Source organism: Micavibrio aeruginosavorus ARL-13 (assembly GCF_000226315.1).
GTDB classification, from domain to species: Bacteria; Pseudomonadota; Alphaproteobacteria; order Micavibrionales; family Micavibrionaceae; genus Micavibrio; species Micavibrio aeruginosavorus_B.
Genome location: NC_016026.1, coordinates 783,071 through 795,196, shown reverse-complemented (window position 1 = coordinate 795,196; position 12,126 = coordinate 783,071). Strand labels below are relative to the sequence as shown.

10 protein-coding genes are annotated in these 12,126 nt (G+C 55.2%); 6 read left to right on the top strand and 4 right to left on the bottom strand.

Annotation, left to right across the window (positions count from 1 at the left end; all coding sequences use genetic code 11):
* Nucleotides 1-32: 32 nt before the first annotated feature.
* The 3 genes from MICA_RS03740 to MICA_RS03730 all read left to right on the top strand — a co-directional run bounded on the left by MICA_RS03740 (nt 33) and on the right by MICA_RS03730 (nt 2,957).
* Nucleotides 33-317, top strand: coding sequence for a GIY-YIG nuclease family protein (locus MICA_RS03740; protein WP_041793784.1), 285 nt, complete (start codon nt 33-35; stop codon nt 315-317).
* Nucleotides 318-378: 61 nt separating this feature from the next.
* A complete protein-coding gene (dxs, locus tag MICA_RS03735; protein WP_014102359.1) occupies nt 379-2,268 on the top strand; it encodes a 1-deoxy-D-xylulose-5-phosphate synthase in 1,890 nt (629 codons plus the stop codon).
* Complete coding sequence (locus MICA_RS03730; RefSeq protein ID WP_014102358.1) at nt 2,268-2,957, top strand: HAD family hydrolase; 690 nt, start codon at nt 2,268-2,270, stop codon at nt 2,955-2,957. The genes dxs and MICA_RS03730 overlap by 1 nt, the downstream gene beginning before the upstream one ends.
* Here the strand turns inward: MICA_RS03730 and sppA are convergent, their stop codons facing one another.
* From sppA to fabI, 3 genes are all read right to left on the bottom strand, one after another.
* Nucleotides 2,958-4,859: a signal peptide peptidase SppA gene (gene sppA / locus MICA_RS03725; RefSeq protein ID WP_014102357.1), complete on the bottom strand. Its 1,902-nt coding sequence runs from the start codon at nt 4,857-4,859 to the stop codon at nt 2,958-2,960.
* 54 nt (nt 4,860-4,913) lie between these two features.
* Nucleotides 4,914-5,984 (bottom strand): chorismate synthase, encoded by a 1,071-nt coding sequence (gene aroC / locus MICA_RS03720; protein WP_014102356.1) that lies wholly within the window; start codon nt 5,982-5,984, stop codon nt 4,914-4,916.
* An 89-nt stretch (nt 5,985-6,073) separates the two neighbouring features.
* On the bottom strand, nt 6,074-6,919 hold the full coding sequence (gene fabI, locus MICA_RS03715) for an enoyl-ACP reductase FabI (protein WP_014102355.1): 846 nt from the start codon (nt 6,917-6,919) through the stop codon (nt 6,074-6,076).
* 225 nt (nt 6,920-7,144) lie between these two features.
* Between fabI and MICA_RS03710 the strand changes: the two genes are divergently transcribed.
* Nucleotides 7,145-8,689 carry a hypothetical protein gene (locus MICA_RS03710; protein WP_014102354.1) on the top strand — a complete coding sequence of 515 codons (1,545 nt, stop codon included), beginning with the start codon at nt 7,145-7,147 and terminating at the stop codon, nt 8,687-8,689.
* A 163-nt stretch (nt 8,690-8,852) separates the two neighbouring features.
* Here MICA_RS03710 and MICA_RS03705 read toward each other — a convergent pair whose 3' ends face one another.
* Nucleotides 8,853-9,323 carry an RT0821/Lpp0805 family surface protein gene (locus MICA_RS03705; RefSeq protein WP_014102353.1) on the bottom strand — a complete coding sequence of 157 codons (471 nt, stop codon included), beginning with the start codon at nt 9,321-9,323 and terminating at the stop codon, nt 8,853-8,855.
* A 117-nt stretch (nt 9,324-9,440) separates the two neighbouring features.
* On the opposite strand from MICA_RS03705, the gene pdxH reads away from it, so the two are divergent.
* Nucleotides 9,441-10,058 carry a pyridoxamine 5'-phosphate oxidase gene (gene pdxH, locus MICA_RS03700; protein WP_049782089.1) on the top strand — a complete coding sequence of 206 codons (618 nt, stop codon included), beginning with the start codon at nt 9,441-9,443 and terminating at the stop codon, nt 10,056-10,058.
* A 105-nt stretch (nt 10,059-10,163) separates the two neighbouring features.
* Nucleotides 10,164-12,077 carry a molecular chaperone HtpG gene (htpG, locus tag MICA_RS03695; RefSeq protein WP_014102351.1) on the top strand — a complete coding sequence of 638 codons (1,914 nt, stop codon included), beginning with the start codon at nt 10,164-10,166 and terminating at the stop codon, nt 12,075-12,077.
* The last annotated feature ends 49 nt before the right edge of the window (nt 12,078-12,126 follow it).

Here is a 12,126-nt window from a genome sequence, read left to right as displayed (position 1 = left end):
CCGCGAAAGCGGGAATCCATACGGTGTTGAATATGAAGCAGTATTATTTTTATATTCTCGCCAGCGATAAAGTGGGAACACTTTACGTCGGCGTTACATCTGATCTGAAGCGGCGGGTGGTAGAACATAAGGGTAAGACGCTTGAGGGATTTACAAAACAATACGACGTCGACAGCCTTGTCTATTTCGAGGTGTACGATGATCCCGAAAACGCGATTTTGCGAGAGAAACGCGTTAAAAAGTGGAACAGGAGCTGGAAAATAGACTTAATCCAGAAGAGTAATCCAGATTGGACAGATTTGTATGACACACTTTAACAACACGCACGCGCCGCAGGATCCTATGGATTCCCGCCTTCGCGGGAATGACGATCGAGGGATGGGGGACAATTCCGCCAATACCCTGCTGAACAATGTTGTCGTGCCCGACGATATCCGTGATTTCACGGACGATCAGTTGAAACAGCTGGCCGAAGAAGTTCGCGCGGAAATGATTGACGCCGTGTCCCATACGGGTGGCCATCTGGGTGCGGGTTTGGGCGTTGTGGAACTGACCGTGGCAATCCACGCTGTGTTCAATACACCGGATGACCGTTTGATCTGGGATGTTGGGCACCAATGCTATCCGCATAAAATCCTGACCGGACGCCGCGACCGTATTCGCACGCTGCGTCAGGGTGGCGGCCTGTCCGGATTCACCAAACGATCCGAATCCGAATATGACCCGTTTGGTGCGGCGCACAGCTCGACCTCCATCTCCGCTGGCCTCGGCATGGCCGTGGCGAGGGATCAATTGGGCAAAGACAATCATGTGATTTGCGTGATTGGTGATGGATCCATGACCGCTGGCATGGCGTACGAAGCCATGAACAACGCCGGTGATGCGAAAAGCCGTTTGATCGTCATCCTGAACGATAACGATATGTCGATTGCACCGCCCGTTGGCGCGCTCAGCAAACATTTAACCCGCCTTGTGTCATCCAAGCGTTACATGCAGGCGCGTGAAACGGGCAAGAAAGTCACCGAGATACTCCCCCCGCCGCTGCGCCATGCTGTCAAACGCGCCGAAGAATCCGCGCGGACCGCCATGGGCACCGGATCGCTGTTTGAAGAAATGGGCTTCTACTATATCGGCCCGGTGGACGGACATAACCTCGATCAATTGCTGCCCATCATGCGCAATTTGCGCGATGGCGCACATGAAGGCCCGGTTCTGATCCACGCCATTACAAAGAAAGGCAAGGGCTACGCCCCCGCCGAATCCTCCGCCGACAAAATGCATGGCGTTGTAAAATTCGACGTGGTCACGGGCGCACAACACAAATCCAAACCATCCGCCCCGGCTTACACCAAAGTCTTTGCCCAGAGCTTGATCGAAGAAGCGCGCCACGATTCCCGCATCGTTGCCATTACGGGCGCCATGCCATCGGGTACGGGGCTTGACCTGTTCGAACGTGAATTCCCGGACCGTATGTTTGATGTCGGGATTGCCGAACAACACGCCGTCACCTTCGCCGCCGGTATGGCAACGGAAGGATTGAAACCGTTCTGCGCCATTTATTCCACTTTCCTGCAACGCGCGTATGACCAGGTTGTGCACGATGTGTGCATTCAAAATCTGCCGGTCCGTTTTGCCATGGACCGCGCGGGATTGGTTGGCGCGGATGGGTCAACCCATGCGGGCGCGTTTGATGTGGCGTATATGGGATGCCTGCCCAACATGGTTTTGATGGCGGCGGGCGATGAAGTGGAATTGATGCACATGGTCGCCACCATGGCCGCGTATGATGCGGGGCCAATTGGTCTGCGCTATCCACGTGGTGAAGGTATGGGCATCGACCTGCCCGCACGTGGTTTCGTACTGGAAATCGGCAAGGGCCGCGTTGTGCGCGAAGGCAATGATGTCGCCATCCTGTCCTATGGCACACGTTTGGGTGAGGCCTTAAAGGCCGCCGATGCACTGGCCGAACGCGGGATCAGCGCCACGGTCGCCGATGCCCGTTTCGCCAAACCGCTGGACACCGCTCTGATCACACAATTGGCCAACCATCACAGCAAGCTGATTACAATTGAAGAAGGCTCCATCGGCGGATTCGGCTCCTATACACTCGAATACATGAACGATGCCGGATTGCTGGATGGGCGCTGCCGCGTGAAAACCATGCACCTGCCCGATTTGTTCCAGGATCAGGACACCCCTGACAAGCAATATGACGAAGCCGGATTGAATGCGAAGCAGATCATCCACGCAATCGAAGCGTTGAAATAATGACCTTACAAAAACCCACCATTGTCCTGTTTGATATGGATGGCACCACGGTACGCCATTTGAACCCCGCCCTGCTCGGCGTGCTGGAGCGGATGGACGATGGCGCGCATAAAATTGCGGCGTTCTTTTCCCGCGTAGCCAAACGCAAAATCAATGCGCCGCCGCTGGTCGGGTTTCAGGATGGGAAGCGGAAAAAATTGCTGGTCCACCGCGCCATCCACAAAATCCGCCGCAAGGAAGTCGGCGAAATCGTCGAACCCTGCCCGGGCATTTACGACATTCTCAACCTGCTGAAGACCAACAAAATCCCGATGGGATTGATCAGCAACGGGTTGGGCAAGGGATACGGCCACGACATTTTAAAGACGTTCGATCTGGAACAGTATTATGATGTTACCGTGTTCCGCGAGGATATCCGCCGGTCCAAACCATATCCGGACCCGATTCTGCAGGCGATTGAATTGTTACCGCGCAAACCCGACGCCAATGACGTGATCTGGTATTTCGGCGACCGTCGTAAGGATGTTCTGGCCGCATTGGCCGCGCGCGATTATCTGCCCTGCCCCATTCTGCCCTTTGCGTATAACCTGAACGCCGCCATGTCCATTCTGGAACATAATATCGGCGTCGAGCATATCATCATGGCCTGGCCGGATTTGCATGTCCGGTTGGAACAGATGTTCAAATAATCACTTCCAACGATTTAATCCCGCATCATACACGGCTACACCGCCCGGCATTTTTGATGTCGCGGTCAGATCCGTCCATGTTTGCATCATGGCATTGATCGGGTTCGGCATACGAACCTCAATCCCCAATTCCTTCATCAGTTCATAGAGAGGGCCGGACCCTTCCGGCAAACGCACAATGCGCACATCATGGCGTGTACCTGCGCCAATATCCTTGGCTGCATAATCCAGCGCATCATTCAAACCGCCCAGTGAATCTACCAGTCCGATTTTATGCGCCTGCCGCCCGGTCCAAACGCGGCCGCGCGCCACCTCTTCCACCTGTTCCGGCGTCATGTTGCGCCCCTCTGCCACACGTTTAATAAAAACGGCATAGATCCGATCGGTCATGGCGTTCATACGTTCGGTTCCGGATTCATCAAACCCTTTGTTGAACGACCACATATCCGCATTTTCACCAACCGATACACCATCCCAATTCACGCCCAGCTTCGCCCACAAACCGCTTAAGTCAAATTTCCCGGCAATAACGCCAATGGACCCGGTCATGGTTGTTGGCATGGCAAAAATATGGCTGGCATCGGTTGCGATCCAATATCCACCCGACCCGGCAACACTGCCCATCGACACGATCACGGGCTTGCCTTTTTCACGGGCGTATGATGTCGCATGGCGAATGGTTTCAGATGCAGACGGTGACCCACCGGGGCTGTTGATGCGTAGAACGATGGCGGCAATATTTTCATCCTTCGCTGCTTTACGGATGGCGGCGGAGATGTCCTCAGCCCCTGCAATTTTATCGCTGAACATTCCACCAGATTCACCTGTGCCCGGCATAATCATGTCAGACACATTGACCACGGCCACGGATTGACGTTTTTTGTCCTTCTCTCCCGGCTTTTTCGCCATCAGGGCCTGCAAATATTCGTGGCTGCGGGCATCGCGATAATCTTCCAACACGATGGCGGGCATGGATTTTTCATCGTTCACACCCAACTTTTTGCGTAACGCCTTCATGGCGTCATCACCGAAACCGAGATGATCAACAAAACCTCTGGCCACAGATTCTTCGTCCGTCAAGACCCCCAGATCAATCGCAGCCATGACATCATCACGCGCCATTTTACGATCGGCGGATACATCGTCCAGCAACTGGTCCATGATGTCGGCCAGCATGGAGGCATTCATCTCCGCACTCGCTTCGCTCATTGAATCCGATGTTACACCTTCAAAAGCGTTTTTATATTCCTTGCGTTGGAAATAAGCCCCCTTCACCCCGATTTTTTCCAGAGCACTGCGGATATACGGAGATTCCGTATCAATCCCCGTCATAAAAATCATGCCCACGGGCTGCATCCATATTTCGTCGAAAGACGATGCAAGATAATAAGCCGTGAAATTGGACGCCGCATCGGCAAAAGACGGACTGAACACAATCGTCGGGCGACCGCTGGCGCGGAATTTAGTAATCGCGCCGCGCAGTTCCTGCACCGATGTCATCGGAAAACCACCACCCTCAATGGACACGGCCAAAGCCTTCACACGCTTGTCATTCGCCGAGCGTTCGATGGCATCAATCATGGCATAGATATCCATCGGTTCCGGCAACAGGCTGCGCGGGATCAGGCCGCCCGTTTTATTTTCATCCTCGTGCAGCCCTTCATCCAAAGTCAGAGTCAGAATAAATTGGTCCGGCAAGGTGATTTTCTTTTCTTCGCCTGCGAAGGAAAATACGAGAATATTCACAAACGCAGAAAACAGGATCAGCGCCCCAATCACCGTACAAGTTTTACGCAACGCCCGCCCCATGCCGCCCCAGACACGCCCCAGAAAAGACCGGCGTTTCGGCACAGGGGCCGCTTGCTGGGCGGGGCGGGAAAATAACGGTTGTTTGCGGATCATGGTTGTTTCTCCATTGTCGCCATCCCGGGGTTGCCCCGGGATGGCCGTGTTAAATTATAAATTCTGCGCTTTGTGGCGCAGCCAATGATCGGCCAGAACGCAGGCCATCATGGCCTCCACCACCGGCGCGCCACGCAGACCCACACATGGATCATGCCGTCCCTTGGTGACAATATCGGTTTCGTTCCCGTGCACGTCGATGGTTTGTTTGGGTGTCAAAATCGAACTGGTTGGTTTGAACGCAACGCGGGCCACAACATCCTGCCCCGTCGATATGCCGCCCAGAATGCCCCCGGCATGATTGGACAGGAACACCGGGTTTCCATCCGCGCCGATGCGAATATCGTCGGCATTCTCCTCGCCCCCCAACGTCACGCAATCGAACCCAGCGCCGATTTCTACGCCCTTCACCGCGTTAATCGACATCAGCGCCTTGGCCAGATCGGCATCCAGCTTGTCATACACGGGCGCCCCCAGACCTGCAGGAACACCGCTGGCAACCACTTCAACAATGGCACCGACGCTGGATCCGGCTTTGCGGCGGCCATCCAGAAACTCTTCCCACACCGGAATAATATCGGCATCCACCGTGAAAAACGGGTTGTCGTGCAGAATGTTCCAATTCCAATTATCGCGGTTGATTTTATGCGGGCCTACCTGCACCACGGCGGCGCGAATGGTCACATCGGATAAAATTTTGCGGGCAATCGCCCCCGCCGCAACGCGCATCGCCGTTTCACGCGCCGATGATCGGCCACCGCCGCGATAATCGCGAATGCCGTATTTTTGTTGATAGGTGAAATCGGCATGGCCGGGGCGGAATTTATCCTTGATGTCCGTATAGTCTTTCGACTTGGCATCATTGTTTTCAATGATCAGGGAAATCGGCGTTCCGGTTGTCTGCCCCTCGAACACGCCGGAGAGAATTTTAACCTCGTCCGCTTCCTGACGCTGCGTGGTAAATTTTGATTGTCCCGGTCTGCGGCGATTGAGGAAGGGTTGAATGTCCGCCTCGCTCAGCGCAATGCGTGGCGGTACGCCGTCCACGACACACCCAATGGCGGGCCCGTGACTTTCGCCCCAGCTTTGATATTGGAATAATGTTCCGAAACGATTGCCTGACATGCCCGTAGAACCACCTAAAAAATTACGCCGCGAGAACGACGTCTATTGTCATCCACGCGGCGTTTTGAATCAACAGGGCAAAAGGACGATTATGCGGCCTTTTCGTCACCCTTTGGGGCGATGGATTGCAGTAATTCGGCCGTTCCGGCGGCGTTATCCACCCCGGCCATGCCGATGATGTTGTAACCGGAATCGACATACATGATTTCCCCGGTCACACCGCTGCCCAGATCGGACAGCAGGAACAGACCCGAACGGCCCACATCTTCAATCGTTACGTTCCGGCGCAACGGCGCGTTCAGTTCATTCCATTTCAGGATGAAACGGAAATCGCCGATACCGCTGGCGGCCAGTGTTTTGATCGGGCCGGCGGAAATGGCGTTCACGCGAATATCGCGCGGGCCCAGATCGGCGGCCAGATAGCGAACGGAGGATTCCAGCGCGGCCTTGGCCACACCCATCACGTTATAATGCGGCATCACGCGTTCCGCCCCGTAATAGGACAGAGTCAGCAGGCTGCCGCCTGCGTTCATCATGGCGGCGGCGCGTTGTGCCACAGCGGTAAAGGAGTAAACGGAAATATCCATCGTGCGCTGGAAATTCGCGCGCGTGGTGTTCATGTATAAACCGTCCAGTTCATTTTTGTCCGAAAATGCAACGGCGTGAACGACGAAATCGATGCTGCCCCATTCCTTCTTCAGCGCATCGAACGTGGCATCCAACGCCGCATCATCCGTCACATCGCACGGCAGAACCAGTTTGGACCCAACAGAGTCCGCCAGCGGACGCACGCGTTTTTCCAACGCTTCGCCCTGATACGTGAATGCGAGTTCCGCACCCTGACGCGCGACTTCCTGTGCAATGCCCCATGCGATGGACCGGTCATTGGCCACACCCATGATCAGCCCGCGTTTGCCTTGCATAAAATTGGACATCTGATCCGCCTGATTATATTACGTAAATTGCTAATTGAGTTCCTCCGCATCCTACACAAATATGTAGCCTCGTCCAGTGGTTTAAGCCCCCTTCACCCACCCGTATAGCGTCGGTTTATGCCCCTTCTGCCCCCCGCCATGACCCCCTTGAGATTTCATTAACCACGGGATGATAGGTTAAGGCTGTAATTTCCCAGTCTTTTGAATGGATTACGGAATTCATCGATGGCCATCCCGAGTGACCTTGCCGAACAAATCTGCCATAGCGTGGCGCGCCAGGTGCGTGACCATGATCGCACGGTTCATCTGGTCTTTCTGGCGCATCGCAACGGCCAAAGGCTGGAGGCATTGAGCAGCGCCTCCCAGGAGCTCTTAACCCACCCCGCCGGCGAAGCGGCCATCCGCATGCTGAAAACCGGGCAGGATGACGAACGTTCCTCGTTCCTCGGTCTTGGTATTTGGCGGGAAAGCTTGTTCGGCGGACTGGCCAGTCAGGATAACATTCTGGCGTTGGCCACCTTTAACATGGACGACATCGACAACGCCCACGCCGCGCGGGCTTTGGCCTGGCATCTGGCCTGGTTTGCGTTGCGTATGGCCGCGCTGCGCAACAATCCCGATTACGAAACCGATTTTCGCGGCGGGATTTTATTGCCCGACCCGAATGACACAACCAACCCAGCCACCTGCATGCGCGCGGATGTTTTCAGCAGTATCATGGGATGTATCAACGGGGACAAGGACGCGATTGAGAAACTGGCCCATGACCGCGCTATGGCCGCGCTGCAACGTCGTCCCGGCGCAACACCTGAACAGTACCCTTTTGCGTTAGCAAAAGACGCTACGGAATATGCCTACGCCGAAATGATGCGCCGTCCGCCAGCCCGTAAAAAACAAATCGATACCGCCATGAAAATTGCGGAACAGATTGGCCTGACCTATGACGGCGTATCTCTGAACCAGTGGATTTATTTCTGCCAACCCGCACAGGACATGGCCTGGCGCGGCGAACCGCGCGATATCATCTTGTCCGCGGCGGTCAACACCAGCCACGACACATTCATTCGTGCCACGGGCTTTCTGGTTTCGGAATTGACGCATATTCAACCGGCATCCATCCTTGCCATTCATGATATTCACAGCCCGTTTGCCGAAGATAAATATAACCAGCGCCTGCATGAACGGATGATTGATCGCGTGATCCACGACGTCATTGAAATCGGCATGGGTTCCCGCAACAGCACAGCCTTCCGCGAAGCCGCCAACCGTCAGAACGAGGGCCTGATCGACGGCCATATCGCCGGATGGTGCGCCGCTGCCTTGCAAGCCGCAGGCCGCGCATTTGAGGCCGCGCTAGCCAGCGGCAGCAAAACACCCGACGAAGCCGCCCGGCGCGAATTTGAAGGCACCCGTCATAAAACAGCGTGGGAAGCCCTGCGCACTGTTGGTGAGAACATCATGGAAAAATACCGCCAGGGCCAGATTGTCACGTTCAGCGATATTCTGGATTTTTGCGAGGACAGCCCCGCCCTGGCCAGTGTTTCCAGCGCGATTGCCGTCACCATCAAAGATCCAGCCTATGTCCGCAAGCTTCAGGCCGCCAACGATCTGAACATTATTCCGGATGATGCGCGACCGACACCGCCCCTTGTACCACGCGCGCCAACAACACCGGCTATGACACCGCGCGCGCCAGGCCTTGGCGGCGGATCATCCTCCGCCCGCCCACCGCAAACATCACAGGATGATGATGGCCTTTCCGACCAGTAAAGGTCCACATTGTCATCCCGACAGAGCGAAGCGACGAGGGATCTCCTCTTCATAAGGTCCGCACGAGATGAGATTCCTCTCTTGCGCTCGGAATGACAAACTTCACAGCCCAATAAAAAAGGCCGCTTTTCCAAGCGGCCTTTTAAAACTCTGTACGGAGAAATTAGTTGATAATTTCCCAGTCGCCGTTCGGCTTCTGGCACGCCGTGCCATAGCCGGTTTCCTTGCGGCCACCAACATTGATCGTTTGTTGGTATTCGCGGCAATAACGGTTGCTGTCGCTGTAACCATCGCGGGTCGCGGTGTAGGTACCGGAGTTACCCGATTGCGGGTTGTTCCAGGTGATCGTCTCACCAACCTTGGACGTCATGGCGCTGTTCTGTGCCTGTTGGGCATAGGCCATGTCAGCCTTGTCCAGCGATGCACCGATTTCACTGCCCAGCAGACCGCCGAGCAGAACGCCAGCACCCGTGGCCCACAGACGGCCGGAACCGCTGCCCACCTGGGAACCGGCCAGACCGCCAGCCAGTGCGCCGAGGCCCGTGCCCCAGGTTTGTTTCTGGCCACCGGTGGTTTGGCAACCGGCCAAGCCGAGCGCTGCAACCGCCATCAATGTCAAAATCATGTTCTTCATATCGTTCTCAAGTCCTTTTCCTGATTGAACTTGGAGCCACAGCCCCCTATTTATGATGTGACTCTATGTGTTAAATGAAGCAAAAAAAAGACCCTGTTTGGGGTGGTTGCACAAAATATGGACACATTTGATAATCTGGAAAACGCCAATCAGGCTCCCGCCGATCCTTTTGCCCTGTTTTCCAACTGGATGGCACAGGCAACGGCCAGCGAACCCAACGACCCGAACGCGATGGCCCTGGCCACCGTGGACGGCGATGGCATGCCCTCGGTACGGATGGTGCTGCTCAAGGATTACGACCAACGCGGTTTCGTATTCTATACCAATGGAGAGAGCCGCAAGGGCAACGCCCTGACCGCCAACCCGGTGGCGGGATTCTGTATCCACTGGAAATCCCTGCGCCGCCAGATCCGGGCCGAAGGTCGCGTGGAGCGTGTCAGCGATGCAGAATCCGATGCCTATTTCCACAGCCGGTCGCGCGAAAGCCAATTGGCCGCCGCCGCATCCGACCAATCCCGCCCGCTGGATCATTACAGCGCACTGGAAACACGGGTAAAGACGCTGGAAGAATTGTATGACGGCACAGCGGATATTCCACGCCCCGCACATTGGGGCGGATACCGTATCATCCCGACCCGTATTGAATTTTGGCAGGACGGCCCCCACCGCATGCATCACCGCGTTGCTTACACACGCGATGGCGATGACTGGGTCCGATCCATGCTGTACCCGTAACCCCATCAGGCCGTCATCCCGGCGAAGGCCGGGATCTTGTGGCCATAATGGAAAAAGATCCCGGCCTTCGCCGGGATGACGATAGACAAAGAGGCAAAGTAAACGATGACAAACGAAACGATGAACTTCGGTGCCGACGTATCCCGCCTGCTGGATATCGTGGCCCATGCCTTGTATTCGAACCGCGATGTATTCTTGCGTGAATTGGTGTCCAATGCTGCCGATGCATGTGATCGCTTGCGGTATGAATCCATTCGCGACCCATCGCTGACCAGCGGTGACACCACTTTTAAAATCAACGTGTTCAAGGACACGGGATACCGCTGCCTGCATGTTCAGGATAACGGCATCGGCATGTCGCGTCAGGAAATGATCGACAACCTCGGCACCATCGCCAAATCTGGCACCCGGGCCATGATGGAACAGATTAAATCCAATCCGGCCAATGATCAGGACCGCCTGTCCTTAATCGGTCAATTCGGCGTTGGTTTCTACGCCAGCTTTATGGTCGCGCATAAGGTCGAAGTCATCAGCCGTCGCGCGGGCACAGCCGAAACACACCATTGGGAATCCGATGGCCGCGCGGGATTCACCATACGCGAAGCCACAGCAGACGAAGCCAAAAAACTGTCCAGTGGCCGCGGCACCTTGATCATTCTGCACGTCAATGACGATGCCAGCGATTTCCTGATTGATGAAAAACTGAAACAGGTTATTCAAATCTGGTCCGATCATATCAGCGTTCCTGTTTATCTGTCCGACCCGGCCAAAACGGAAATTGACGAAAAACCCGTCAATGCGGGTTCGGCCCTGTGGATGCGGTCGAAGCAGGACATCACCACCGAACAATACGAAGAATTCTACCGCCATATCAGCCACGGGCTGGATGAGCCCGTTCTGACCAGCCATTGGCGCGCGGAAGGGAAAATTGAATACACCGCCCTGCTCTATATCCCGACATTGCGCCCGTGGGATATGTATGACCCTGGTCGCAAGACATCGGTGCGCCTGTACGTTAAACGCGTCTTTATCAGCGATACGATGGACGGGTTAATGTACCCGTGGATGCGGTTCGTGCGTGGCGTGATCGACAGCGAGGATTTACCGCTGAACATCAGCCGGGAAATGCTGCAAATGAACCCGGTTATCGCCAAAATCCGCAGCGGTGTGGCCAAACGCATCCTGTCCGATCTGAACAAACTGTCCGAGGACGATCCAGCGGCCTTCAAAACCTTCTGGGGCCAGTTTGGGCCCGTGCTGAAAGAGGGATTGTACGATGCTGTTGAACATCGCGAAGGATTATTCAAAATCGCGCGATTCTTCTCCACCCATCAGGAGGATACGCTGACATCCCTGTCCGATTACGTATCGCGGATGAAGGATGGGCAAGACTCCATCTACTATATCACCGGTGAAAATCTGGAGACTTTGAAAAACAGCCCGCAGATCGAAGGGTTCAAGGCCCGCGGCATCGAAGTCCTGCTGATGACTGATACGATCGACGATTTTTGGCTGCAACAAATCCATGATTTTGATGGCAAGCCGTTCAAATCCGTGACCAAAGGCTCGATTGATCTGTCAAAATTCGAAAAACAGAACAAAACGGACGATAAAAAGCCAGAATCTGAACACCGCGACACAACGCCGTTGCTCGCCTCGCTTAAAGACCTGCTGAAAGATGAAGTGGGCGATGTGCGGATTTCGTCACGCTTGACGGACTCTCCCGTCTGTCTGGTTGCCGCCGAAGGCGAGGTGGACATGCACATGGAACGCGTCCTGAAAATTCACCAGAAATATGACGCGCAGTCCAAACGCATTCTGGAAGTGAACGAAGACCACCCGTTGATCCAACGCCTTAGCACATTGGCGCAAAATGCCGGAACCAACAGCCCGGATTTGCACGATGCTGCCCATTTGCTGCTGGATCAGGCCCGGATTATCCAAGGCGAACCCATTCCCGACCCCGCCAATTTCGCCCGCCGCATGGCGCGTTTTATGGAACGCGGATTAGCGGCGTAGTCCCACACACCCGTCACCCCGGCGAAGGCCGGGATGACGAAGCGGGTGG